Origin of the sequence: Niabella aurantiaca DSM 17617 (assembly GCF_000374125.1) — a bacterium.
Lineage (GTDB): Bacteria > Bacteroidota > Bacteroidia > Chitinophagales > Chitinophagaceae > Niabella > Niabella aurantiaca.
Genome location: NZ_KB893646.1, coordinates 92,920 through 118,258, shown reverse-complemented (window position 1 = coordinate 118,258; position 25,339 = coordinate 92,920). Strand labels below are relative to the sequence as shown.

Annotated in this window: 21 protein-coding genes; 10 read left to right on the top strand and 11 right to left on the bottom strand. The window is 48.2% G+C overall.

All coding sequences use genetic code 11. The annotated features are described in order from the left end of the window. Positions 1-146: 146 nt before the first annotated feature. The gene (locus B160_RS0123420; protein WP_018630389.1) at positions 147-1,154 is read left to right on the top strand and encodes a WG repeat-containing protein; all 1,008 of its coding nucleotides are present in this window, start codon (positions 147-149) and stop codon (positions 1,152-1,154) included. A gap of 51 nt (positions 1,155-1,205) precedes the next feature. Here the strand turns inward: B160_RS0123420 and B160_RS0123415 are convergent, their stop codons facing one another. Next, positions 1,206-1,985 (bottom strand): enoyl-CoA hydratase/isomerase family protein, encoded by a 780-nt coding sequence (locus B160_RS0123415; RefSeq protein ID WP_018630388.1) that lies wholly within the window; start codon positions 1,983-1,985, stop codon positions 1,206-1,208. A gap of 294 nt (positions 1,986-2,279) precedes the next feature. On the opposite strand from B160_RS0123415, the gene B160_RS0123405 reads away from it, so the two are divergent. Then, complete coding sequence (locus tag B160_RS0123405; RefSeq protein WP_018630386.1) at positions 2,280-3,752, top strand: DUF1800 domain-containing protein; 1,473 nt, start codon at positions 2,280-2,282, stop codon at positions 3,750-3,752. 10 nt (positions 3,753-3,762) lie between these two features. Then, positions 3,763-5,016, top strand: a complete 1,254-nt coding sequence (locus B160_RS0123400) for a DUF1501 domain-containing protein (RefSeq protein ID WP_018630385.1) — start codon at positions 3,763-3,765, stop codon at positions 5,014-5,016. A gap of 167 nt (positions 5,017-5,183) precedes the next feature. On the opposite strand, the gene B160_RS0123395 is transcribed toward B160_RS0123400, so the two are convergent. The 6 genes from B160_RS0123395 to mutY form a co-directional block, all read right to left on the bottom strand. After that, positions 5,184-5,411 (bottom strand): YtxH domain-containing protein, encoded by a 228-nt coding sequence (locus B160_RS0123395; RefSeq protein WP_018630384.1) that lies wholly within the window; start codon positions 5,409-5,411, stop codon positions 5,184-5,186. Between the two features lie 163 nt (positions 5,412-5,574). After that, positions 5,575-6,324, bottom strand: a complete 750-nt coding sequence (locus B160_RS0123390) for an ABC transporter ATP-binding protein (RefSeq protein WP_018630383.1) — start codon at positions 6,322-6,324, stop codon at positions 5,575-5,577. A gap of 11 nt (positions 6,325-6,335) precedes the next feature. Beyond that, positions 6,336-6,932 (bottom strand): DUF3109 family protein, encoded by a 597-nt coding sequence (locus B160_RS0123385; protein ID WP_018630382.1) that lies wholly within the window; start codon positions 6,930-6,932, stop codon positions 6,336-6,338. Between the two features lie 65 nt (positions 6,933-6,997). Further along, a complete protein-coding gene (gene gldE / locus B160_RS0123380) occupies positions 6,998-8,353 on the bottom strand; it encodes a gliding motility-associated protein GldE (protein WP_018630381.1) in 1,356 nt (451 codons plus the stop codon). A gap of 60 nt (positions 8,354-8,413) precedes the next feature. Further along, positions 8,414-8,818, bottom strand: coding sequence for a single-stranded DNA-binding protein (locus B160_RS0123375; protein ID WP_018630380.1), 405 nt, complete (start codon positions 8,816-8,818; stop codon positions 8,414-8,416). Positions 8,819-9,225: 407 nt separating this feature from the next. Further along, the gene (mutY, locus tag B160_RS29990; protein ID WP_018630378.1) at positions 9,226-10,275 is read right to left on the bottom strand and encodes an A/G-specific adenine glycosylase; all 1,050 of its coding nucleotides are present in this window, start codon (positions 10,273-10,275) and stop codon (positions 9,226-9,228) included. A gap of 160 nt (positions 10,276-10,435) precedes the next feature. On the opposite strand from mutY, the gene B160_RS0123360 reads away from it, so the two are divergent. The 3 genes from B160_RS0123360 to B160_RS0123350 all read left to right on the top strand — a co-directional run bounded on the left by B160_RS0123360 (position 10,436) and on the right by B160_RS0123350 (position 13,609). Further along, a complete protein-coding gene (locus tag B160_RS0123360) occupies positions 10,436-10,777 on the top strand; it encodes an HU family DNA-binding protein (protein ID WP_483814910.1) in 342 nt (113 codons plus the stop codon). A 65-nt stretch (positions 10,778-10,842) separates the two neighbouring features. Further along, on the top strand, positions 10,843-11,712 hold the full coding sequence (locus tag B160_RS0123355) for a tetratricopeptide repeat protein (RefSeq protein WP_245562273.1): 870 nt from the start codon (positions 10,843-10,845) through the stop codon (positions 11,710-11,712). 343 nt (positions 11,713-12,055) lie between these two features. Beyond that, positions 12,056-13,609: an Rne/Rng family ribonuclease gene (locus B160_RS0123350; protein ID WP_018630375.1), complete on the top strand. Its 1,554-nt coding sequence runs from the start codon at positions 12,056-12,058 to the stop codon at positions 13,607-13,609. Positions 13,610-13,680: 71 nt separating this feature from the next. Here the strand turns inward: B160_RS0123350 and B160_RS29985 are convergent, their stop codons facing one another. Together B160_RS29985 and B160_RS0123340 are read right to left on the bottom strand one after the other, a co-directional pair. Then, positions 13,681-14,190: a YqgE/AlgH family protein gene (locus B160_RS29985; RefSeq protein WP_018630374.1), complete on the bottom strand. Its 510-nt coding sequence runs from the start codon at positions 14,188-14,190 to the stop codon at positions 13,681-13,683. Positions 14,191-14,260: 70 nt separating this feature from the next. Beyond that, the gene (locus B160_RS0123340) at positions 14,261-14,503 is read right to left on the bottom strand and encodes a hypothetical protein (protein WP_018630373.1); all 243 of its coding nucleotides are present in this window, start codon (positions 14,501-14,503) and stop codon (positions 14,261-14,263) included. A 207-nt stretch (positions 14,504-14,710) separates the two neighbouring features. Between B160_RS0123340 and B160_RS0123330 the strand changes: the two genes are divergently transcribed. After that, a complete protein-coding gene (locus B160_RS0123330; protein WP_245562272.1) occupies positions 14,711-15,748 on the top strand; it encodes a glycosyltransferase in 1,038 nt (345 codons plus the stop codon). Here the strand turns inward: B160_RS0123330 and B160_RS29980 are convergent. Further along, positions 15,745-16,245 carry a SixA phosphatase family protein gene (locus tag B160_RS29980; RefSeq protein WP_018630370.1) on the bottom strand — a complete coding sequence of 167 codons (501 nt, stop codon included), beginning with the start codon at positions 16,243-16,245 and terminating at the stop codon, positions 15,745-15,747. The genes B160_RS0123330 and B160_RS29980 overlap by 4 nt on opposite strands. A 300-nt stretch (positions 16,246-16,545) precedes the next feature. On the opposite strand from B160_RS29980, the gene B160_RS0123315 reads away from it, so the two are divergent. The 3 genes from B160_RS0123315 to B160_RS0123305 all read left to right on the top strand — a co-directional run bounded on the left by B160_RS0123315 (position 16,546) and on the right by B160_RS0123305 (position 22,839). Beyond that, the gene (locus B160_RS0123315) at positions 16,546-19,761 is read left to right on the top strand and encodes a SusC/RagA family TonB-linked outer membrane protein (protein ID WP_040680362.1); all 3,216 of its coding nucleotides are present in this window, start codon (positions 16,546-16,548) and stop codon (positions 19,759-19,761) included. 25 nt (positions 19,762-19,786) lie between these two features. After that, positions 19,787-21,514 carry a RagB/SusD family nutrient uptake outer membrane protein gene (locus B160_RS0123310; RefSeq protein ID WP_026309973.1) on the top strand — a complete coding sequence of 576 codons (1,728 nt, stop codon included), beginning with the start codon at positions 19,787-19,789 and terminating at the stop codon, positions 21,512-21,514. 383 nt (positions 21,515-21,897) lie between these two features. Further along, positions 21,898-22,839, top strand: coding sequence for a hypothetical protein (locus B160_RS0123305; RefSeq protein ID WP_245562271.1), 942 nt, complete (start codon positions 21,898-21,900; stop codon positions 22,837-22,839). Between the two features lie 501 nt (positions 22,840-23,340). Here the strand turns inward: B160_RS0123305 and B160_RS0123300 are convergent. Next, positions 23,341-25,188 (bottom strand): amidophosphoribosyltransferase, encoded by a 1,848-nt coding sequence (locus tag B160_RS0123300; RefSeq protein WP_018630365.1) that lies wholly within the window; start codon positions 25,186-25,188, stop codon positions 23,341-23,343. Positions 25,189-25,339: the final 151 nt, after the last annotated feature.

Below are 25,339 nucleotides of genomic sequence, written 5' to 3'. Positions count from 1 at the left end.
AGAATCAAACCTCGTATTCGATGCTGAAATAAATGCCAATGACAACGGTGACTTTTGATACAGCCGCTTGCCGCAAAGGTATTGGTAAATAAAGTTTATTTATCTTCAGCCCGGTTTTTAATATAAAAACAGTATAAAAAGAAAGTATGAAGAACCGCCTGTTCCGTTCCTGCATCCTCACGGTTATGTCCTTGCTTCCCATGCTGCTGACTGCGCAGGAAAAACTTTATTATTTTATGGATCCCGAAGATTCTTTAATAGGTGTAAAAGACGATAAGGGACGGGTGGTGATCCCCGCAAAAGGAGCCCCGGTCATGTATTTTGAACCCGGTGAGCCCATCACCGATCCCCTCATCAACCTCTTTGATATTGATCCGGCAGATAACGGAACGGCCATCTCATTTGGAAGTGTGTACAACCGGAAAGGGCTGTTCCTATACCGGCCGCTGGCTTATGACAACGGTCCCGATTATTTTGAAGAAGGCCTGGCCCGCTGTGTACAGAAGGGTAAGGTAGGGTTTGTGAATGAGCAGGGAAAGGTGGCCATCCGGCCGCAATGGGATTGGGTTTCGCCGTTTAACTATGGCTATGCGTTTGCTTGTAACGGCTGCTACTGGGACCGGAGCAAGGATCCTGAACATCCGCCCATGGCCTATAAAGAGAATGCGAAAACCTTTTATATCAACCGGGAAGGAAAAAGCGTTCAGCTGATGCAGCAGCGGAAATCGGAAAAGGATCTGCCTGTGGATGGCGGTTTTTTACCCTACCCGTTTAAATACACGGAACGGGAGCAAAAGATACTGGATGAGATCGGCGGGATGGAAGTGTTGTCGAAGATCCGGAATGCCAATCATGCTTCAAAGCAGGAAGGAAAAGAGGCCGTGCTACAGTTTGAGCTGGTCGGCCGCCCTTCTGCCCTGTCGCCTTATTATAAGATCCAGGGTTACCGTTATGGAAGTTTTGGCAAAGAGGATCCGTTCCTTTTTTACCGGACCCCCGCCGGGGACTACTTTCATGCAGGGTGGGATGGTAAGGATAAAACGCCATACGGGCAATGGCTGAAAGAAGCGCTGGAGTCCTGTGCACAATATTTTAAGGAACATCCGGATGCGCCGAATAAATTTAATGTGAACGAATATCTGGAGAAGCTTTGATTGAGCATCGAGTTTTAGTCTTTCCATTTTTCACATCTGATTTCTCGATTCTCAGTTTCCCTTAAACTCCGCCTTCCGCTTTTCCATAAATGCTGCGATCCCTTCCCGGGCATCATTGGTGGCGATCAGCTTGCCGAAGCTTTTTGCCTCGTTTTCGTAACCTGCGTCCCCGGCGGATTCTGCCAGGTTAGCGGCTTCTATGCATGCGGCAATGGCCAGCGGCGCCTTTGTATGGATAACGGAAAGGATGGACCGGGTTTTCAGCAGCAATTCGCCCTGGGGCACCACATGATTTACAAGTCCGTAGTTGAAGGCGGTAACTGCGTCGATCATATTCCCGGTGAGCAGCAGCTCCAGCGCCCGCCCTTTACCGATCAGGCGGGTCAGCCGCTGGGTACCTCCGTAGCCCGGCAAAAGCCCCAGGTTTACTTCCGGCTGGCCAAATTTGGCATTTTCACTGACCAGGCGAAAATGACAGGCCATGGCCAGCTCGCAGCCGCCGCCCAGCGCAAAACCATTCACGGCAGCAATGATGGGCTTGGGTGCGTTTTCGATCCGGGCAAAAAGTTGCTGCCCTTTCTGTGCAAGCGCTGTTCCCCCGGCCGCATCCAGGGCGGAGAACTCCGAAATATCGGCGCCCGCAATAAAGGCCTTTTCTCCGCTGCCGGTAAGGATCGCCGACCGGATCGCCGGGTTGGTAATGAAATCGTCAATGACCAGCGCCAGTTCTGAGAGTACGGTTTGGTTCAGCGCATTTAGCTTATCCGGCCGGTTGATGGTAATGGTTAAGGTGGCATCCTCAACAGATGTTAAAATGGTCTGATAGCTCATAAAGATCCTTTTTACAAATCTAAGATACAATGTTCGACGTTTAAAGTTTAAAGTTCCAGGGCAGATCCGTTTTCAGGGTCAATGTACGCGAGAAGTGAAATGTGCATACCTGACTTAGCACCCTGTTATCGATCAGGTTCGGAAATTCAATACCGGGCATCGAACCGGTTTCCTGCTTGAAATCTCATTTCCCATTCTCCCGTTTTCAAATCTTCAAGCGCTGCTCCGGCATCTTTTTGGTTCTGGATTTAAACTTTTTAAAATATGACAGGTCAATAGTTAAAATACGATGTGATGGCTTCCAATCAGAAAAAGAATCAGCATCTTTTATGGCGCGCAGGTTTTGGACCTGCCGTTGAGCAGTTACAGGATCTGGAAAAATATACACCGCAGCAATATTATAAGGCCCTGGTAAAGGCGTCGGCCAAAGAGCCGGGGTATATCAATATTGCCAGTGATGAGCTGCTGCAGCTTTACGAATCCTATCTGACGCCGGGAAAACGGGCAAAGCTGACTGCGGAAGACCGCAGGATCCTGAACCGGAAGCAACGGGCGGCGGTAAAGGATTTGAATCTCTACTGGCTGAAGGAAATGGTTGCCAGTGCCGCACAGCTGCGCGAAAAAATGGCTTTTTTCTGGCACGGACACTTTGCCAGCCGTAACGGTAATCTTTTTTACAACCAGCTTTTCTTACATACCCTCCGCAAAAATGCCCTGGGCAACTTCAGAACCCTGTTGAAAGAAGTATCACAGTCTGCGGCGATGCTCTATTTTCTGAACAACCAGCAGAATAAAAAGGGACATCCGAATGAGAATTTTGCCCGGGAGGTAATGGAGCTGTTCACATTGGGGCGTGGAAACTATACTGAAAATGACATAAAGGAAGGCGCCCGGGCTTTTACGGGTTGGACGGCAAACGCACGCGGCGAGTTTGTGTTTAATAAAAGACAGCACGATGAAGGGGGGAAGACCTTTTTGGGAAAGAAGGGCAACTTTGACGGGAACGAGGTACTGGATATCATCCTGGAAAAGCGGCAGACCGCAACATTTATTACAGAAAAGATCTACCGGTTCTTTGTGAACGATGTTGTCGATAAAGACCGGGTACAGGCGCTTTCCGAAGCTTTTTACAAGGACTATGATATCGGCAAACTGATGGAACAGATCTTTACGGCCGATTGGTTTTATGACGATAAAAACATCGGTACGCGCATCAAGTCGCCCATCGAATTGCTGGCAGGCATACAGCGGATGGTGCCCATGCGCCTGGACAACGACAACGCATTGATGAACCTGCAACGCATCCTGGGCCAGCAATTGCTGTATCCGCCCAATGTGGCCGGATGGCCCGGTGGAAGATCCTGGATCGACAGCAGTACCCTGATGATGCGGCTGAGGATTCCGCAGCTTTTTAATGACAAGGACCTGCTGAACGTGAAGCCCAAGCAGGATGATGATGTGATGATGGGCCGGAAGGCAGACGGGATGGCCAATGTGCCCGCAAAGCCAGCCGCAAAAAAACCTGCAAAACGCGTTGCCGGCGCCGGTCTGATCAATGCATCCATCGACTGGCCACAGTATGTGGGCAAATTTGGGAACGTGAAACGGGAAGCTATTTTTCCGGCTATATCCGGTTACCTGTTCCAGGTGAACCCTGTTGGTGTGGACCGGGTTGCAACAAAATTTATAGACAGCACCGCCCGGGATTCGTACATCCGGTCGGTTACCATCCAGTTAATGAGTACTCCGGATTATCAAATGTGTTAAACTCCATGCCATGAACAAAAAAAGCGCTTCTTTCCTCAGCAAAAAATACGCGGGCCCCGGCCTCCTGATCAAACGTAAAGAGTTCATACAGCTGGGCTCACTGGCAACCGCTTCCCTGATGATGCCCAAATTCCTGAAGGCACTGGAGAACCCTGCAGCCGTGCCGGCCGGTAACAAAGTGGTAGTGGTGCTGCAGCTGAGCGGGGGTAACGACGGGTTAAATACGGTGATCCCTGTTCGCAATGATATTTATTATAAGCTGCGGCCCGGTTTGGGCATACAAAAGAATAAAGCGCTGTCGCTGACAGATGAAGTGGCTCTGAATCCTTCGCTTTCTGCGCTGAAAGCCTTGTATGACGAAGGCAATATGGCGATCCTGAACAATGTGGGGTACCCCAATCCGGACCGGTCACATTTCAGAAGCATGGATATCTGGCATTCTGCCAGCCAGAGCAATGAGTACTGGAACAACGGCTGGCTGGGCCGCTACCTGGACGCGCAATGCCATGGCTGCGATAAGCCAACGCAGGCGCTTGAGGTGGATGATGTATTGAGCCTGGCACTGAAAGGGGAGCAAAACAATGCGCTGGCCGTAAAGGATCCCCGCCGTCTTTTTGGTACTTCGAATGAGAGATATTTCCGGGAGATCAATAAGAGTCATGGCGGAGATCATCACGACGAAAAGCCGGTGGACTACCTGTATAAAACACTGGCGGAGACCCTGTCTTCTGCTGATTATATTTTCAAGCAAAGCCGCCTCCATCCGTCTTCGGCATCCTATCCCAACACGGAGCTGGGCGGCGGGCTGAAGACGATCGCCTCCCTTATTTTTTCCGATATCAACACCAAGGTCTATTACATTTCACTGGGCAGCTTTGATACCCATGTGGGCCAGGAGGCGCAGCAGGGGCGCCTGTTTACCCAGATGAGCGAGGCAATAAAAGCCTTTACCGATGATCTGAAAAAGAATGGCCGGATGGAGGATGTGCTGCTGTTCACCTTTTCTGAATTTGGAAGACGCGTGGCGCAAAACGCCAGCAATGGAACGGACCACGGCACCGCAAACAATATGTTCCTGATCAGCGGAGGATTAAAAAAGAAAGGCGTCTTAAATGCGATGCCCAACCTGGAGGATCTGAACCAGGGTGATCTGAAATATAGCGTTGATTTCAAAAACGTTTATGCCACCATACTTGAAAAATGGCTGTCGGCAGATTCTTCCCGGATCCTGAAAGCCCGGTATGATACGATGGATTTTATTTAAGAAAGGCCCTTCGCCATAATGACACAAAGAACAAGGACTGAGCTAAACTCATCACGGGCTTCTGCGTAAATCCTGGGCTCTTGGTGGCTTGTTGGTGCCCTCAATGGCTCTAAAATAAAAAGAGACTGCCCGTTTTCAGACAGCCTCCTGCAAAAAAATATTGCAGACTAAATACTTTCAGCTTTCAGATTCTCAGTTTCCTCATGAACATATTCTTCCAGATCATCGGCCCGGTCTTCAAAACGGCTGGCGACGCTGTCAATAAAATCGGCAAACTGATCTTTCAGATCATTTCCCTTATCTGCAATGCGTCTGCGGGTAGTGGTCCCTTTATCCGGGGCATATAAAATACCAACGATGAGGCCAAGGGCGAAACCTGTAACGAGCTTATTCATAATATTTTAACTTTTATGGTTTAAAATCCGGTTATAATATAAAGGTACACAAATAACTATGCCAAAAAAACTATTGGCGTAATAAGTAACAAATTATAAATGGATCCTGGAAGTATAAAGCTGCCGGGTGCCTGGTATGGATACGGTTTTGGATACCCCGAAATCAATCCCGGTAGGCCCTTCCCGTCAGCTGCAGAAACAGGCCTTCAAGACCATCCTGCCCGTGTTGTGCTTTTAACTCGTTTAGTGTTCCCTGGCTGATGATGGTGCCGCCGTCGATAAGAGCCACTTCCGTACAAAGATCTTCCGCCTCCAGAAGCTGGTGGGAAGTATAAACCAGTGTTGTTCCATTTTCATTGATCGCTTTCAGGAATTCGACAATGGCGTTGCGCGACTGTACGTCTACCCCAACAGTTGGCTCATCCAGGAACAGGACGCGGGGCTGGTTCATGACCCCGATCGCAAGGTTTACCCGCCGTTTCATGCCTCCGGAAAATTCTTTCAGGGGCTTATCCGCCACCTGGCTGAGGCCCATTACTTTCAACAGTTTTGCTGTAGCCTCTTTTACCTGCCGGCCGTTTAAACCATACCAGGCTCCAAAGAACTCCATATTTTCCGCAGGGCTTAGCTCTTCATAAAAGGAAAAATCCTGTGGTACAAAACCAATGGTATTTTTAACAAAGCCGTTGTTGGCTTTTACTTCTTTGCCAAACAGCTGTATTGACCCGTTGGTGTAAGGCAGGAGTCCCGTCATTAAACTCATCAGGGTTGTTTTACCGGCGCCGTTTGGACCAAACAGGCCAAACCGGCTGCCCTGCCGTACGGTGAGGTGCAGCCCCTGTATGATTTGGCGGGAAGCACCCTTGTAACCATAGCTCAGTGCATTTACCTGTAAAGCATCCTCGTTCTGCATACGTTTGCTGTTTACACTGCGTTGTTATCTTCGTTTCTTGTTGCGATCTGATCCAGCACCTCGTAAAACTCCTGCCCGTATTTCCGGGAGAGCGGCTCTTTTAAGAATTTATAAACGGGCACCTGTAATGATTTTCCCAGTTTGCAGGCCGGGCTGCACATTTTTTTCCGGGGCTCATAGTTCAGCCGTTCATAGTCGCCATGTTTTCCCTTATAGGCGATGATGGGGTACAGGTGACAGCTGATAGGCTTTTTCCAGGAGATCTTTCCTTCATTATACGCTTGTTCAAAAGCACACTTGATCAGGCCATCCGGTTCGCGGTAGGCATATACACAGATCTCGTTGTCGCTGGGCAGGGTAGGGGTTACCCAGCCAAACTCTTCATGGTATTCGTATTTCCCTTTTTTCTCAATTTCCCTGATGGCCGGCTGGGTCAGGTAGGGCCTGACCACCTCATAGAATTCATCTACCCGTTTCAGCTCTGCCTCCTCCAGCGGAGCACCGGCATCCCCGTCTTCGCAGCAGCCTCCCTTACATTTAGACAGGTCACATACAAATTGCTTTTCAATCACATCATCGCTGATGAGTTTATTGTCGATAACGATCACGTCAATTTTTTTGCAAAATTAAGCACCCTGATCCGGGTAGGCATTATTAATTTATAAAACGGGGGCTAACGGGGGGTAAAACCTGGATTGATCGTTACTTTGGCGGTCTTTACCCGGTTTTTTTCTGTTTCCATTACCGTAAATTCAAAGTCGCCGGTCTTTACCACATCACCAGCGCGGGTCAGCTCGCCGGAAAGCTCATTGATCAGCCCGCCCAGCGATTCGCTGTCGCCTCTTACTTCATCAAATGTTTCGATCGGTAGTTTTAGCGCCTTGCACATATCGTGAAGCATGGTACGGCCTTCAAAGATATAGTTGTTGTCGTCGATCTTATTGATCAGCAGGTCTTCGTCATCAAATTCGTCCTTCACTTCCCCCACCACTTCTTCAATGATATCTTCCATGGTCACGATGCCGCTGGTGCCGCCGAATTCATCCACCACCACTGCAAAATGAATGCGCTTTTTCTGAAAGTCCAGCAACAGGTCCTCGATCAGTTTGGTTTCCGGTACAAAATAAGGGGCACGTATCTTGGTGTGCCAGTCTTTGATGGTGGTACCGTCATCCAGGTAAGGTACCAGGTCCTTGATGTTCAGCACGCCGGCAATTTCGTCCAGGCTGCCTTTGAAAACCGGCAGCCGCGAGTAATGCAGTTCACCCACCTGCAGGATCAGTTCTTCAAAGGGCGTGTTGTATTCCACACCGCTCACGTAAAGCCGGTTGCGCATCACTTTTTTCACAGAGATCTTTCCAAACTTTACGATGCCCTTCATGATGTTCTTTTCCTCGGGTGTAACCTCGTCCGTCTGGATATCGATGGTTTCATCGATCTGCTGGATATTTGTTTCTTCCACCTTATTGGCGCCCACGGTGCGGCCAAAGCTGTCCGCCAGCGCCACCGTCCACCGGCTGATCCTTCGCAGCAGCAGGTAGATGGCCTCAACGATCATGATGAGCACGGGCCACTCAAAGGCAAAACGCAGGTTGTTCTGTGTAGCCCATACACGCGGGAAGATCTCAACAAGAAAAAGAATGGCAAATGCGATGATGACAAATTTCAGGAAGATGCCCCAAAGCGTATCGAGGTATTCTGCCGGCACATAGTAATTGATGAGATAATTGGCCAGCACGATGGTGCAGATATTCACCAGGGTTTTGGCGATCAGCATGGAAGTGAACACTTCCTTGGGCTCTTCCAGCAGGTTCAGGATCCTTTTTGCAGAAGGCTGCTGCTTGGTCTTCAACACATCAATATCTTTTTCGTCGAGTGAAAAAATGGCGGCCTGTGAGCCCGAAATAGAAAATGAGATGATGACCAATACGATCAATGCGGCCACCAACAGTGTCGCATTCTGTATGCCCACAGGTAATTGCCCCTGTATAACATCTAAAAAAACAAATACATCAGATAGGGTTTCCAAAGTTCCAGTTTTCGTGAAGCAGATCTTTCAAACGGCAGACCCGTCCGCTTGTTCCATATTTTAGAAGGATTGTACGTCAAACCCTTCAGGGCCTGTATTGCCGGTATGTTCGTCGGATGAAGGAACACCTTCCGTTTTTTTGTCCAGCATGATCAGGTTTTCACCCACCACTTCCGTAACGTACTTCTTAGTGCCATCCTTGTCTTCCCAGCTGCGGGTGCGCAGCCGTCCTTCAATATAGACCAGGCTTGCTTTTCGCAGGAATTTTTGTGCCAGCTCCGCTAATCCGCGCCATAATACTACGGTGTGCCATTCGGTTTGTGAAATCAGTTTGCCGGTACGGTCCTTAAATGTTTCCGTGGTAGCCAGCGGAAATTTTGCCACGGCAATATTGCCTTCCAATAACTGAACATCCGGGTCTTTTCCTAAATTTCCAATCAGCATAACTCTATTAACGCCTCTCATAATATAGATTTTCCTTTTTTGTTTACGAAGGTTAACACAATACCCCAGGATCCGATATTGTCTGAAATAACTGTCCCGCTCTTATAAAATCTAACTAAAATTAATTTTTTTGAACGGATAAACAAAATTAAGAAGGAGAATTCAGAAATCAGAAGGAAGCCTGGAGCCGGCGCATAAATCATAGAGACCGGGCTGGCCGGGGGTCCACTATGTTTTCTATTCGGATGATTCCGGGTTAGCGGTACGAAAGATGGTGTTATGTATTGAAAATCAATAATATTCGTTCCTTTCTTCTTCCGCTTTTCCTGGCAAAAAGCGGAACAGAGGCTTTGGATACGAACGCATGGGTTTGTGTTTCCCAAACCATTTAAAAGGAGATCCATTTTAATAAAATTGATACCCGGATATTATGAAACAGCCAGGTACCGGGTAATGGTTTTGGGAAAGGGAAGGGTTTTTAAGGCAGTGGTTTTTACCCAGCTGTAGCCTTCAAAACAGGGGCTCTTTCCATCGAGCCGGTATGAAATAAAGACCGCTTTTATAAGCTGGTGGCTGAGTTTTTGGGAATATACCGGGCTTATGGTAACAGCACTGTCTTTGAGGACCCAGCCTTTTTTGACGGCAGCGGCGATGACCGCTTTAGAGCCGGTTTCTTCCGCTGTTTCGATCATAGGAAATTCAAAGAGATGCTGCCAGATGTCTTTTTCCGTCCGCTCTCTTACCGGCAGGGTATTGCGGTAAACCGGCAGGAAGAAGTGGAAGTAACGGGTGCGTACTGCTGTCTTTTTTACTTTTGCCGGTAATAAGGCAATCAGGTCTTCTTTGAAGGCGACACAATTATTTTTAAACGGGCACTCCGTGCAAAGAGGGTTGGCAGGTTTGCAAACAGTGGCCCCAAAATCCATAATGGCCTGGTTGTATGCTCCGGGATTTTTTTTATACAGCAGCTGTTCCGCCAGCGCGGTAATTGTTTTTTTCCCGGCGCTGGTATCCACCGGTTCCCGGATCCCGAAGACCCGTGCCAGTACCCGGAACACATTGCCGTCGATAACCGCATAGGGAAGATCAAAGGCAAAGGAAGCGATCGCTGCCGCGGTATAGGGACCGATGCCTCTTAGTTTCAGAATTGCGTCGTAAGTTTCAGGGAAACAGCCGTTTAGTTCCGAACTTATGGTCCGGGCCGTGTGTATCAGGTTTTTACAGCGGGAGTAATAGCCCAGGCCCTCCCAAAGTTTAAAGACCCTTTTTTCGTCGGCTGCTGCCAGATCATGGACTGAGGGGAAGGAATGGATGAAATTTTCGTAATATTTTAGACCCTGATCAACACGTGTTTGTTGCAAAATGATCTCACTCAGCCAGATTTTATAAGGGTCTTTTATGCCTTTCCAGGGCATTTTTCTTTTATTTTCAGTACGGTTCCATAGGATCAGTTCACGTGAAAAAAGATTATGGATCAATTTTTTATGTATTAAATAGTGGATATTGTCAATTAAATTTAGTAAATTACCTTAAAATTTTTCAATTTTATAAAATTTGGATTAATAATTGATTGTAAACTATTTATTAAAGTTTTGCACACTTATTGCAGTAACTTTACGTAACAGTAATCATTAAACTATCTTAATATCAGGAACTATGCGAAAAGCAGACTTAGTAAATAAGATCTCAGACAAAACGGGTATTCCAAAGGTTGATGTACTTGTTACTTTGGAAACCATGTTTAAAGAAGTTAAGGATACCCTTGCCTCCGGAGAGAATATCTACATCAGGGGTTTCGGTAGCTTTATAACCAAAAAGAGAGCGGCGAAGATAGGCCGTAATATCAAAAAGAATGTGGCGGTTCATATTCCGGAGCATTATATTCCTGCTTTTAAGCCCGCGAAAGAGTTTACCGCCGAGGTGAAAAAACTGGTTGAGCCCAAACCAGATAACGGCCCCGGGGAAGACACGGACGATTAGAATTCTTGAAAAAAACTTCGTTTTGTAGCGGATTGCAGTTACCTTTGCCGTCCAATTAAGGACAGTTGAAGAAACCTCAGGTAATAACAATCGTTGTGGCGGCGGCGGCAGTAGTGCTGTTGCTGGCTTTTGGGCGTACCGCTCCAAGGGCGGGATCGAAGCCTGCAGAAAGCGAAGCCGCGCAGCATCAGGACCATGCAGATGAAGCAGATGCAACGGGCGGCTTCTCCATTGATACCGTGCTTGCCATGTCCAAAAAAGAGCTTGCTCCCAACCAGGCGTTACGGCTTGAGTTGCTGGAAGAAAGCATTACCCGGGGGGATGTAAAAAAGCAAAGGCTGGATGTATATCACCAGCTGGCGCATTTCTGGAAAGACACCGCAAAGGCATTCATTCCCTATGCCTGGTTCACCGCCGAATCTGCGCGGTTGGAAAATTCCGAAAAAAGCCTCAACTTTGCAGCCCAAATCTTCCTGAATCAGTTACCCCAGGTTGAAAATGCGCAAACGCGTCATTGGATGGCTGAGCAGGCAAAGGACCTTTTTGAGAAGGTGCTGTCTGTGAACCCGGCGAATGATTCCGCAAAAGTGGGTTTGGGGGCAACATACCTTTACGGGGGCATTGGCACTCCGATGGAGGGTATTGGAAAGATCCGGGCTGTTGTTGAAAAAGACAGTACCAATGTTTATGCGCAAATGACCCTGGCCGCAGCTTCCCTTATGAGTGGCCAGCAACAGAAAGCGCAGGAACGGCTGGAAACCGTCTTAAAACTGCAGCCTCAGAATATCCAGGCGATCTTAATGCTTGGAGACTTATATGAAAAGGGTGGTAATAAAGACCAGGCGATACAGTGGTATTCAAAAGCTGTAAAACTGGTGCCAAGACCGGATATAAAAGCAGAGCTGGAGAAGCGGATAGAAGCATTAAAAAATTAAAAATATTTAACAAAAGTTCAATTTAAAAAATTTATTGAGTATGCCTTGTGGTAAAAAAAGAAAACGTCATAAAATCGCAACACACAAACGTAAAAAACGACTGAGAAAAAATCGTCATAAAAAGAGAAAATAAGATCAGGTTTCTTTTAAGACAGTTAAAATAACAGGTAATATTCTGTTGATGATGGAAATTACCTGTTATTGCTTTTGTTATTGACCGGTTTTAAAATAATGATGTGAGCATACCCATCCCGTTTGCTGCCATAAAATAATATTTGCCCCTCATTATTCTGCTAACCGTTTCTTTATAATACTTCAAGATGAGTACTCATGGTGGTTTCTCATGAATAAAGACCTTATTATTAACGCCACCCCTGGGGGGGTGGATATAGCGCTACTTGAGAACAATAAGCTGGTAGAGCTGCATAGTGAAAAAACGGACTCCCGTTTTGCAGTTGGCGACCTTTACCTGGGCAAGGTAAAAAAACTGATGCCCGGGTTGAACGCAGCATTTATTGATCTGGGATACGAAAAAGATGCATTCCTGCATTATACGGACCTGAGCCCTTATGTAAAATCCCTGCTGAAATTTACCCAGCTGGCGATGAACCAAAGCGGGGAGCAGGTAATGGATTTTTCGAAATTTGCGATCGAACCGGAGATCATAAAGACCGGTAAGATCACAGAGGTATTGAGCGGAAAGCCGCATATCCTTGTTCAGATCCTGAAAGAGCCCATTGCTGCTAAAGGACCACGCCTGAGCTGCGAGCTTTCGCTGCCCGGCCGGTATATTGTCATTACCCCGTTCAATAATATTGTAGCAGTTTCCAAAAAGATCCATTCTTCCGAAGAGCGGAAGCGCCTGCAAAAGATTGTGGAAGCGGTAAAGCCAAAGAATTTTGGTGTGATCGTGCGTACTGCTGCGGAGGGTAAAAATACGGCAGAGCTGTATGAGGACCTGACCAACCTGGTGAACTCCTGGAAAACCATCGAGCAGAACCTCAAAGGCGCTGTGGCCCCGGCTAAGATCCTGAGCGAGCAGAACAAGACCAACAGTATCTTAAGGGACCTGCTGAATGCGGATTTTAACCGCATTATGGTGAACTCGAAAAGCATCTACACAGAGACGAAGCAATACATTCAGAAAATTGCACCGGAAAAAGCGGAGATCGTTTCGTTCTATCAGAGCCCCGGCGGCATCTTTGACTCCTTTGGCATTACCAAGCAGGTAAAAGCTTCTTTTGGGAAAACGGTGAACCTGAACAGCGGCGCCTACCTGATCATTGAACATACCGAAGCACTGCACGTGATCGATGTGAACAGCGGCTATAAGAATGTGAGCAATAACCAGGAGCAGAATGCATTGGCCACAAACCTGGAGGCTGCGGAAGAAATATCGCGGCAGCTGCGGCTGCGGGATATTGGCGGAATCATCGTGGTGGACTTCATCGACATGAAGCAGGCCGATAACAAGCGGACCCTCTATGAAAAAATGGAGGAGTTTATGAAGGCAGACCGCGCGCGGCATTCGGTGCTTCCCATTTCAAAGTTCGGATTGATGCAGATCACCCGCCAGCGGATGCGCCCGGAAGTGAACATCAATACCCAGGAAATTTGCCCCACCTGTAACGGTACCGGTAAAATAGCTTCATCGCTGATCCTGGAGGATGAGATCGAAAAAAATCTCAGCTACCTCATCACACACAAACATAAAGACCTGAAGCTGGTGGTGAACCCGATAGTCTATGCATACCTGACAAAAGGGTTCTGGTTCAACAGCAAGCTCGCAAAATGGAACAAAAAATTCGGACAGAAAATAAAGCTGGAGCAAAACAGCACTTACCAGCTGGTGGAGTACCGGTTTTTTAACAGCGAGGAAGAAGAAATCAAGATGTAAGATATTGAATATGAAATGTGAAATGCAGAAATGTGATTGGTTCTGTGATGAAACTCGCTGACCTATTGTCTTCATGATGATGACTGCGCATTGCCCGAATGTAATCTTTCCCAAAGCCCTTCCGTCGGGCTAAAAAAAAGGTCCGGAGTACCGGGTATAATGCGCCAGAATCCATCTTCTATTTCTGCTTCGAGCTCGCCTTTATCCCATCCGCAATAGCCGATAAATAATTTGAGATCTTTAGAGGAATGAGGATCCTGGTTGATATGAGCGACAGCCTGTTTAAAATCTCCGCCGGAGTAAACAGAGGCACTTACCGGCGTGCCTTCTTTTATGAGGTCCGGGCGGCGGTGTATGAAGAAAAGATGTTCCTGGTCGACCGGTCCACCCTCGTACAATGCAAACGGAACACAATCGCGGAATTCTATCAGTTCGTTCAATACTCTTGGGAATGGTTTGTTCACCACAAATCCCATGGCCCCATCTGTATTGTATTCGGTGATCAGCAGCACGGCCTGCAGGAATTTCGGATCATCCATTGCCGGGGTGCTTATCAATACGGTGCCGGGATGTAAATTCATTTTCTTTAAAATAGGAGAACCCGGTCTTCTTACCGGTTCTACTTCTGCAATAAGGATGAAGAGGCGCCGTTTAATTTTTGTTGATCAAAAAATAAAAGGCCTTTAACTGGGGCCTGTTGATGGCGTTCAGAATCTTTCTTTTTTTATTGGTGATCCGGCTGCGGGTAGCCAGCTCGTGGGCAGCGCAAAAACTTTCGTCTGTATCAACACAGGCAATAACCTTGTGCACAAACTGTACTTCCTGGTCAATATACTCAGGAGTGCACTCGTTCTCTTTCAGCAAAAAGATAATATCGCGGCTATAATCGTTCATTTTGTCATCTTCAAAAAAAATGAGACATTCACACTCATAAAAATAAGATTTTTTCCGATCCGGTACAAGAATATTTTTACTTCAAAGAGATTGATAAAGCACAGGTATTTCATGAATGCGGAACCGAATAAAAAGAAGGTCTTGGTAGCGCCGCTTGATTGGGGATTGGGCCATACAACGAGATGCGTACCAATAATTTATGAACTTTTGAAGCAGGGGGCTGAGGTCGTGGCAGCCGGCAATTCCGTCCAGGTCCGTTTACTGGAAAAGGAATTCCCGCAGATTGCCTATCAGCATCTCGGGGGTTATAATGTGCATTATGCGGTAAAGAAAAACCGCTTTATGATCAACCTGATGAAACAGGCACCCGGCATTTTAAAAATCATCCGGCAGGAGAATGACTGGCTGAAGGATATGGTAAAGCAGCACGGCGTGCAGGGGGTGATCAGCGATAACCGTTTTGGCCTGTATCATGCAGGCATCCCAACTGTTTTTATTACGCATCAGCTACGCCTCAGGACTTCTTTGGGAGGAAGGATGGAGCGCCTGCTGCAACGCATCAATTACCGCTGGATCAATAAATTTTCCCGTTGCTGGATCCCGGATCATCCGCAGGCGCCGGGTCTTGCCGGCGATCTTTCCCATCCGGAGGTGTTGCCTGCAATTCCCTGCGCGTATCTCGGGCCGCTTTCGAGAATGCACCTCCTCAACGAAAATACGGTAAGGGAGGGTGTCCTGATCCTGCTATCCGGTCCCGAGCCACAACGTTCTCTTTTTGAAAAGATCGTCTGTGATCAGTTGCGTTCATTGAAAGAGCGGGTCATACTGGTAAGGGGGTTGCCGGGCGGAGGAGGGCCGCCGCTTCCGGATCTGGGCCCGGTACCTGTTTACGATCATCTGCCGGCGGAAGCGCTGAACCGGTTGATGTGCCGTGCGGCTTACATTGTGTGCAGGAGCGGCTACAGCTCGTTAATGGATCTTCAGGCAACAGGTGCAAAACCTATACTGGTGCCTACCCCCGGCCAAACCGAACAGGAGTATCTTGCAGCATTGCTCGGACATCAGCGCCGGGCTGTGATCAGCTCCCAGGCAGCATTTGATCTGGAAGCATTACTTAACAAAGCAAAAGAAATCAAGGGTGCAGCACCTGTTTACCATGGGAACGGCGCATTGGCACAGGCGGTGGCCGGTTTTTTAACAGACTGCAGTGTTGCAGCGCCAGTCGTTAAAGACGGTGCCGTTTAAGCAGTGTGTTCATCTTTCGGGGAAAAGGTTTCCACCAGCTTTTTGGGTGCAGTGTCAAAATGGCTCCAGTCATCCATGGCAACCTCCATAACGGCAATGCCGCAAGTGGGCAAACTGTCGATCCCGGCGTGGGTAAGGTCGTTTACAAAATTGGTTACACCCGGGTTATGTCCCACGATCGCCAGTGTACGGATATTCTCATTTTCCCGCATCCATTCAATCGTTTCCGTGATACCCAGTACATCGGCCAGGTACAGACTCTCAAAATAGCGGATATGGCTGCCCGGTATGCCCAGCACCTGGGCAAAGACCCGGGTTGTTTGCGTGGTCCGTTCCGAGCTGCTGGAAAAGATCTTATCGATCCTGTACCCTTTGTTTTTAAGGCATTCCGCCATCTTTTCAGCATTGCGGTGACCCCTGCCGGTCAATTTCCTTTCAATGTCTTTTCCAAAGCTCTGTTCGGCCTTGGCATGCCGGATGATGATCAATGTTTTCATGCACCTGTTTTCATGAGTAAAATTAAAAATTCTCTACAAGTTTAAGTAAATAAATGGTGAAGACCATCTTCTTTTTCAAGACAGTGTATCTGTACGCTGCAGGGATGAGACCGGTTGGAACTGCGGGGCCCCGGCTGAAAAACGATCCTGCGGCGGGTTGGTAAGAGGCAAGGACAGAGCAGATAAGAAATATCGTGTTTTTAGTACATAATAAAAAAATTTTTTTTGTTAAGGAAATGTTACCTTCAGTAAGACACATCCCTCTTTTTTAATTCTAAACTCAAAAGCTGTATGAAAAGAATGAAAGTCTTTTGCTTGTTACTCATGCTCTTTTGTCCGGGTTTTATGCAAAATGGTTTTAGCCAGACAAAAACCATTACAGGAACTGTTACAGACGACAAGGGCAACCCGCTTCCCAATGTTTCAGTTGTATTAAAAGGAGCAACCACCGGAACCGCTACGGATGCGGAAGGAAAGTTTTCGATTGCTGCGAAGACCGGTGATGAACTGGAATTTTCGAGCGTCGGGTTTACGACGACTACCGTCAGGGCCAACGCGGCCACGGTCATGTCGGTTCAATTAACTGCAGACGTTTCGAGCCTGACCGATGTAGTAGTTATTGGTTATGGTACCGCGCGTAAAAAAGATCTTACCGGTTCCGTAGCGGTTGTGGATATGAAAGATTTGAAGCAGCAGCCCGCTGCCAGCCCCCTTGAAGCCTTACAGGGTAAAGCTGCCGGGGTGCAGATTGTGAACGACGGATCGCCGGGCGCTACGCCTCAGGTCCGGATCCGGGGCTTTAGTACGATCAATAACAACGATCCCCTGTATATTATAGATGGAATGCCTTACCAGGGAAAACTGAGCTGGCTGAACTCCAATGATATCGAAAGCATGCAGGTGTTAAAAGATGCGTCGGCTGCTTCCATCTACGGCTCCCGTGCCAATAACGGGGTGGTGATCGTTACTACCAAAAAAGGAAAATCGGGCCCGCCCAGGGTGAACCTGGATATGTACTATGGCAGCCAGCGTCCCAACCGGGGCCGGTTTCCAAAGTATCTGAATCCCCAGCAGTTTGCAGACTTCTTGTTTGCAGGCTATAAAAATGCGGGACTGGATCCGACCAAGACTGACTATTACGGAACGGACCCCAATAACCCAACCCTTCCGGAATATTTGCTGGCCGGGGGTACCTATGGTCAGAAGGTCACTTCACCGATGGTAGATCCTGATCTCTATAATTACTCCATGGACGGAGGTACATTTTACCAGATCACCAAGGCCAACCAAACGGGTACAGACTGGTACCGGACCATCACCCGGAATGCCCCCATCCAGAACTACCAGCTTACGGTAAGCGGCGGCGGGGAGAACGCAAATTACGCGGTGAGCGGAGGCTATATGAACCAGGAGGGCGTAGTGAGATATACCGGATTTAAGCGGTACACGATCCGTGCGAACAGCAATTTTACAGTATTGGGCGACCGGTTACAAATGGGTGAAAACATCCAGTATTCCCGGACGCAGAACCAGGGTTTTTCGACCAACGTAAATACAGCGGGAAGTTATATGGGCGAAGGGTCGCCGATGGGTTGGGCCTACCGGATCCAGACCATCATCCCGGTGTATGATATCATGGGTAATTTTGGCGGCAGCCGCGGAAACCTGCTGGGAAATGCGGAGAACCCCATGGCTGCACTCTATCGCGCCAAGGACAATGTGGGCACCTCCAACCAGTTCTTCGGAAGCGTGTACGGCGATCTTAAGATCCTTGAGGCCCTGCACCTGAGAACTACTTACGGGGTCCGGTACGAAACCTGGAACGGCGTATCGGTTGGCTATCCGAATCCCGAGCGCGCCGAGGGCAGTTACAACAACCATACCTTTAATGAAAATATGGGCTGGGGTACGGAATGGACCTGGTCAAATACCCTCACCTACAAAAAGCGGTTTAATGAAAAGCACGATCTGACGGCCATGGTGGGTACCGAGGCAGTGAAAGCTTCGGCAAGGATATTAAACGGAGCTGCAAATGGTTATTTCCTGATGGGAGATATGGATTACTATTACATGAATACTGCAACCTCCACCCCTGTTGCCAGCAATACGATTATTCAGCCAAGTTCGTTGTACTCAGTTTTCGGAAGGATCGATTATGGATTTATGGATAAATACCTGATCTCCGGAACCCTGCGCCGGGACGGCTCTTCAAGGTTTAACCCCGATAATAAATATGGAAATTTCCCGGCGGCCAGTTTTGCCTGGAGGGTATCCAATGAAACATTTATGGAAAGCGTAAACTGGGTGGATGACCTGAAGTTGCGCGTTGGCTGGGGTGTTACCGGTAACCAGAGCATTCCCGACTTCCAGTATCTGCAACTATTTCAGGCAGCCATCAACAACTCCTATTATCCCATCAATGGAAGCAGTCTTTCCAGCGGGGTATGGATCTCCGGCTATGCTAACCCGGACGTGAAATGGGAGCAGGCACAGTCCTTGAATGTAGGGATCGACTTTACGGTGCTGAAGCATAAATTAGATGGCTCGTTTGACGTGTACAACAAAAAAACAGTAGACTTGCTTTATCCGCTGGCGCTGCCGGCACAGGCCATTGGCGGCGGGTCGTCGCCCTTTGTAAACATCGGCGAGATGAATAATAAAGGCTTTGAGCTGGTGTTGAATTACCACTATACCAGCCCTTCCGCCTATAGGCCCGTTACATTTGATGCGGGCGTAAACTTTTCAAGGAATATAAATGAGCTGGTGTCATTAGCGCCCGGAATTAAAAAAGTGAACATGCTGAGCAACCGTTCGGTAATTCCTTCGGTGATCATGGCGGGGCTTCCCTTTGGAGCATTTTACGGATACAAGGTTGAAGGCCTCTTTAAATCGGCCGAAGAAATTGCCGGCGCCGCAAAACAAACCGGGGCGCACCTGGGTGGTTTTCGCTATGCAGATGTTGACGGAAGCGGTACTATCGACGATAAGGACCTGACCATGATCGGCAGCCCGCATCCGAAATTTATTTATGGAGTGAACCTGAATGCGACCTATAGCAATTTTGATATTTCCCTCTCTTTTAACGGATCCCAGGGAAATAAGATCTTTGATTTTACAAGACTGTACACAGATCTCAGCCTGTTTGACGGCGCTGTCAGCGACCGGATGTTGAATGCCTGGAGCCCGGAAAACCCGAATAGTGATATACCGGCACCCTACCGGAGCCGGCCTTCCATTGAAATGTTGTCCAATAGTTATTTTGTGCAGGATGGCAGCTACCTGAAATTAAAACTGGCGCAGCTCGGCTATAACTTTAAACTAAAGGGGGCATTGCAGGATAAAATCAGGAACCTTCGGTTATATATAAGCGGCACCAACCTGTTTACCGTAACCAAATACAGCGGCCTGGATCCTGAAGTGACGTCTTCTCCGGGAACCTATGCCGCGCCGGGGGTGGACCTGGGAATGTATCCAATATCCCGTCAATACCTGGTTGGTTTAAACGTTACATTCTAAACATTGACTTTAAAAACAGTATTGTATGATAAAGAAACTATATAAATCGATATTCCTCCTTTCGGTTATAGCAATGTTCTGTTCCTGTGGAAAGGCCTTCCTGGATACCAAGCCCCAGGGAGCCCTTTCGGAAGCCCAGTTGATGAATACCGAGGGAGTGGAGGCTGCACTGATCGGTGCTTATGGCATTATGAACGGGAACATCAGCGGCACCTGGGGCAACTACTCCAGCGGCCCCAGTCAATGGCTGTTTGGAGAAGTGGCTGCCGACAATGCGCACAAGGGAAGTAACAGTTCGGACCAGTCGCCCATGAGCGATATCGAACTGCATAATGTAAACCCCTCCAACGATAACCTGCCTGTTATGTGGCGGGTATACTACGAAGGAGTAACCCGCTGTAATACCACGCTCAGGCTCCTTGCTGCTGTGCAAAGCGGCGGTAGTGACAAATTCTCCGATGAGCGTGCCACAGAGATAGCCGCAGAAGCAAAGATGCTGCGGGGCCATTATTATTTTTTCCTGGCAAGGCTGTTTAAAAACATTCCTTATATCGATGAAAACATGACCACCCAGGAAGCTACCCAGGTGCCCAATGACAAGGATGTGTACCCGATGATCGAAGCCGATTTTAAAGCGGCCATAGCCGGTCTGCCGGCAGATTACTCAAAACCTTTGGGAGAAGTAGGCCGCGTAGATAAGTATGCAGCCGAAGCGTACCTGGGCAAGCTCTATCTATACCAGAAAAAATACACGGATGCATTGCCGCTGTTTGAGGATGTAATTACTAAAAAAGCCGCTTTGACCAGCCTGGATTTTAATGCAAACTTTAACATCAAAGGGAAGAACGGACCCGAAGGGATCTTCGTGTCTCAAAGCAAAATTAATGCAGACGGGAGCGGGGATAATGCGAATGTAGGCGATATGCTGGCCGGACTGTATGGGAACTCGCCGGGCGGCTGTTGTGGCTTTTTTCAGCCATCGATTGACCTGGTAAATGCATTTAAAGTTAATGCGAGCGGGCTGCCTTTTTTGGACGGTACTTACAGGAACAATCCTTACAAATCGGACCAGGGGCTGAGCGGTGCGGCGGCGGATAATTATCAGCTGGATGTTACCCTGGTCTTTGACCCCCGGCTGGATTATACGGTGGGCCGGAGACAGGTACGATACCGCGACTGGGGCGTACTGGTTCCCGGCTGGATACGTGACCAGGCATTTGCAGGGCCTTTTGTAGCGGTAAAACAGTCGATCAACCAGGCCGATTTTAGTGGTAATGTGGCCAACGGGGCTAATTACCTGAATGCGCAGAACATCAATATCATCCGGCTATCCGATGTGTACCTGATGGCGGCGGAATGCGCCGTGGAAACCAATGATCTTGATGCAGCGAGAACCTGGGTGAACCTCGTCCGGACCCGTGCGAAGGCTTTACCGCCTGTGCTAACCGGCTCGGGACAGCCTGCGGCCGTTTATAAAATAGGGACTTACCCGCCCTTTGCCAGCCAGGACTATGCGCGGAAGGCGGTGCGGTTTGAACGAAGGCTCGAGCTGGCCCTGGAGGGGCACCGTTACTACGACCTGGCGCGCTGGGGCGTGGTTGAGGATGTACTGAAATCATATATGACTTTTGAAAAACAATATGTGGCTTCGTCGGAACCTTCGGCTTTCTCATACCCCGATTGGGAGAAGGGAATGCGCATTCCCCAGGAGCAGATCGACCGGGGACAGGGGATACTGAAACAGAATCAATAACAGCGGATGACCGGTTAAACTATAAAGAGGGTGTTTCAAAAGTCCGGAACACCCTCTTTTATCTGGTAAAATAACCCGCGCTGCTGAATGGCAGAACCCGGCGATCATGCACGGGAAATAAAGTACATTCGTTTGCTTAAAACAATAAAATTCACTGTTTGAAAATCATTATAGCATTCCTTTTCCTGGCGGGCTTTTCGATTTGCCTGTTTACATGTACAAGCCGGTACAAGGGGGGTGATGATCCCCGGGGGGCAGCATACGCAGGTGCGGCAAGTTGTGTACAATGCCACGGGGAAATTGCCGGCAGCTATGCACATTCGAATCATTTTAAAACATCCTCAGAAACGGATTTTGAATCGGTCAGAAAAATAATCACATCCTTGAATGATACCGTCCGTTTTCCGGGTGGCCAGCTGGTGGTACTGGAAGCTGCGGGTAAAAAGATCGCGCAAACCTATATGCTGAACGGAGAGTGGGCAGCCAGCCGGCAGATGGATCTTGCATTTGGCTCCGGTGAAAAAGCATGGACGTTTGGCTATTGGAAAGATGAGCAATTGTACCAGCTGCCGCTTACCTATCTGTCGGAATTAAAGCGTTGGACGAACAGCCCCGGCTTTCCGGCGGATCATCCCAATTACGGGCGCCTTATTGTCGGCAGGTGCATGGAATGCCACAGTTCGTATGCCACCGTTCAAAACAGCCTGGAGCAGGGAATGAACTATACGGAAAAGATAGCAGCCAGTTCGATCATTTATGGTATCGATTGTGAGCGCTGCCACGGGCCGGCCGCACAACATGTGGCATTTCACAAAGACAACCCCGGGGTAAAATCCGCCAGGTTTATGACCGCCATCGGCTCATTGAGCCGGCAGCAGCAACTGGATCTTTGCGGCACCTGCCATTCCGGCGACCCGGTAACCCTTAAATCGATCTTTGCCTTTGTGCCGGGAGATTCTTTGTCTAATTATTATATGTACTATCCGGGGGCCGCAGCCAACCCGGATGCCCATGGTATGCAGATGCAGTCGCTGATGCAGAGCCAGTGTTTCCTGCAGAGCGATCTTACCTGCACCAGCTGTCATGACACACATATAAAGGAAAGCAATAAAAGGGAAGTATTTGTCCAGCGTTGTATGTCCTGCCATTTAAAGTCGGATCACGCGGTTACGATGGCCGGGGCAAAAAACGATTGTATCAATTGTCACATGCCGTTGGAGGCATCCAAAAGTTTGGATTTTAATAACAGCGCGGAGCACAGCGGTGTTTCCTATCGTCTCAGAACGCACCGGATCGCTATATACCCGGCACCGGAAGGGAAGTAGCAGAACTTACTGCTGTAAGCCGAATATTGGATGGGGATACAGGCCGGGATTTCGATTTCCGGATGGGACGTGGTCCTCAAAAACACTTTCACTAAAAGGCTGTCAAACCACTCCGGAGCGTATTGGCACAGAAAAGAAGACGACTATGGAAGAAGTAAAGAGGAGGGATGTTTATGGTCATGAAGTGGTGGTAAAAATGGCTCAAAGCTGGTAATGGAAAAATGGGAAATAACCTGGACTAAACGAGCGGTCCGCCAACTAATACAGCGAATAATAATAGACCGGTATCTATTTTATTAAAATGGCTGTCCTGTTAAATGGTTTGAGGAGACACAAACCTTGGCCCGCGCCAAGGGGCAGTGTCCTCATTACCCGGCCCATAAATTGATAAAAATAATTTTGAGGCCGGTTCATTATAAATTATATCCGGCAGGATACACCTCAAAATGCAGAAAATGTAAAAGAAAGAATAGCCCCTGTTACAGATCGCATAAAATCGGATCAATAGCCCCGTTCATTCTTCCCTTCCATATAGTTCATAAAAGCCTGGTTTACGACACGGTTACCACCCGGTGTGGGATAGTCGCCGGTAAAATACCAGTCGCCCAGGTTGCCGGGGCAGGCTTTATGCAGGTCTTCTATACTCTGGAAGATCACCTGTACTGGTATGTTCAGTCCTGCGGGGGTGATCATTTCGGCGATCTTATTGGTGATCTCGTCGATAGAGCTGCTTTTGTACAGTTGTTTTACCAGGTTTTCGGTATGCAACAGGTTTTGCTCCTTTAGCTCCCTGCATTTTTGCAGGAGCTCATCCAGAAGCGCTTCTTTTCCTTTATCTTTTAGTACGTTCACGGCGGCATTAAAGGCAATAAAATCACCCATTTTGCTCATGTCGATGCCGTAGCAGTCCGGGTAGCGGATCTGCGGGCAGGAGGAAACCACAATGATCTTTTTGGGCTTTAACCGCGAAAGCATTTTGATAATGCTCTCTTTTAAGGTAGTGCCTCTTACGATCGAATCGTCGATGACCACGATGGTATCGATACCAGGCCGCACGGTTCCGTAGGTGATATCATAAACGTGCTGCACCATTTCATTGCGGCTGGCATCTTCTGTAATAAACGTGCGCATCTTTACATCCTTGATCGCAATCTTGTCGATCCGGATGCGGCGGTTGACCATTTCGCTCAGTTTCTCTTCATCAAAATCCTTCCCCCAGCTGAGGATGCGCTCTGTTTTTATTTTGTTCAGGTACAGGTTCATTCCCTTGTGCAGACCAAGGAAGGCTACTTCCGCGGTATTGGGGATATAAGAGAAGATAGTGTTTTTTAAATCAAAGTCTATCGCATTTAAAACCTGTTCGCTCAGATTCAGGCCGAGTGCTTTCCGCTCCTTGTAAATTTTTTCATCGCTGCCGCGGGAGAAGTAAATACGTTCAAAGCTGCAGGCCTTGCGTTCGCCCGGGGTTACCACTTCTGCTATTTCGTACGTACCATTTGCCTGCACCATCAGCGCGTTGCCCGGCATCAGCTCCTTCACTTCGTTTTCACCCACATCAAAGGTGGTACGGATGGCGGAACGCTCGGAGGCGGCTACAATCACTTCATCATCAATATAGTAATAACAGGGGCGTATGCCATGCCGGTCCCTGAACACAAAGCCGATGCCTTCCCCGGTCAGTCCGCCCACGGCAAAACCTCCGTCAAACATCGGGATCACTTCCTGCAGTACGCTTTTGATATCCACATTACCCGGGCTTTTTTTATCGGCTTCGATCAGGTAGTGATGTACGATCTCCATCAGGGCTGCCAGATCGCTTTGCTTTTGAAAGGTTCCGGGAATAATATTTAATTTTTCGAAGAGCTCATTGGTATTCACCAGGTTAAAGTTTCCCGCCAGGGCCAGGTTCCGTCCGGGTACCGTATTTCTTTTGACGAAGGGATGACAGAAATCGGCGTTGTTTTTTCCCTGGGTGCCGTAGCGCAGGTGCCCCAGCAACAATTCTCCCAAAAATTTGATATGCCCCTTCATCAGGCCGGGATGCTTCAGGGCGTCCGGGTTGTAGCGGCACAGCTCGTCTATCTCGTCGGCGATATTTTTAAACAAACCGGAAATGGCCTGTGGTTCGGCGCTGCGCATCCGGTGCATAAAGGGATAGCCGGGCTCTACATTTAATTTTATACTGGCTATGCCCGCACCGTCCTGTCCGCGGTTATGCTGTTTTTCCATTAAGAGGTAGAGCTTATTCAGCCCCCACATTACGGTTCCGTGCTGTTTTAAATAGTGCGAGAAAGGTTTGCGGAGCCGTATAAAAGCCAAACCGCATTCGTGCTTTATGGGATCACTCATAACAATACAAAAAAGAAATGCAAAGTTACGATTTTGAAATTTAAAGATTGCTTAATATGGATTAAGGATCATAAAACTTTTTTACTGTAAGGGGTGACTAAAGAGTCTGCTTAAGGAGATGGTTGTTCTGAGTTTTTTGTGTTGCAGGACC

Bases quoted from the DNA above. Each gene is read 5' to 3' on its own strand.
- B160_RS0123415 (WP_018630388.1), bottom strand. From the start codon at position 1,985: ATGAGCTATCAGACCATTTTAACATCTGTTGAGGATGCCACCTTAACC.
- B160_RS0123390 (WP_018630383.1), bottom strand. From the start codon at position 6,324: ATGCAGAACGAGGATGCTTTACAGGTAAATGCACTGAGCTATGGTTAC.
- B160_RS0123350 (WP_018630375.1), top strand. From the start codon at position 12,056: ATGAATAAAGACCTTATTATTAACGCCACCCCTGGGGGGGTGGATATA.
- B160_RS29985 (WP_018630374.1), bottom strand. From the start codon at position 14,190: ATGAATTTACATCCCGGCACCGTATTGATAAGCACCCCGGCAATGGAT.
- B160_RS0123420 (WP_018630389.1), top strand. From the start codon at position 147: ATGAAGAACCGCCTGTTCCGTTCCTGCATCCTCACGGTTATGTCCTTG.
- B160_RS0123375 (WP_018630380.1), bottom strand. From the start codon at position 8,818: ATGAGAGGCGTTAATAGAGTTATGCTGATTGGAAATTTAGGAAAAGAC.
- B160_RS0123310 (WP_026309973.1), top strand. From the start codon at position 19,787: ATGATAAAGAAACTATATAAATCGATATTCCTCCTTTCGGTTATAGCA.
- B160_RS29980 (WP_018630370.1), bottom strand. From the start codon at position 16,245: ATGAAAACATTGATCATCATCCGGCATGCCAAGGCCGAACAGAGCTTT.
- B160_RS0123400 (WP_018630385.1), top strand. From the start codon at position 3,763: ATGAACAAAAAAAGCGCTTCTTTCCTCAGCAAAAAATACGCGGGCCCC.
- B160_RS0123340 (WP_018630373.1), bottom strand. From the start codon at position 14,503: ATGAACGATTATAGCCGCGATATTATCTTTTTGCTGAAAGAGAACGAG.
- B160_RS0123395 (WP_018630384.1), bottom strand. From the start codon at position 5,411: ATGAATAAGCTCGTTACAGGTTTCGCCCTTGGCCTCATCGTTGGTATT.
- B160_RS0123315 (WP_040680362.1), top strand. From the start codon at position 16,546: ATGAAAGTCTTTTGCTTGTTACTCATGCTCTTTTGTCCGGGTTTTATG.
- B160_RS0123300 (WP_018630365.1), bottom strand. From the start codon at position 25,188: ATGAGTGATCCCATAAAGCACGAATGCGGTTTGGCTTTTATACGGCTC.
- B160_RS0123405 (WP_018630386.1), top strand. From the start codon at position 2,280: ATGGCTTCCAATCAGAAAAAGAATCAGCATCTTTTATGGCGCGCAGGT.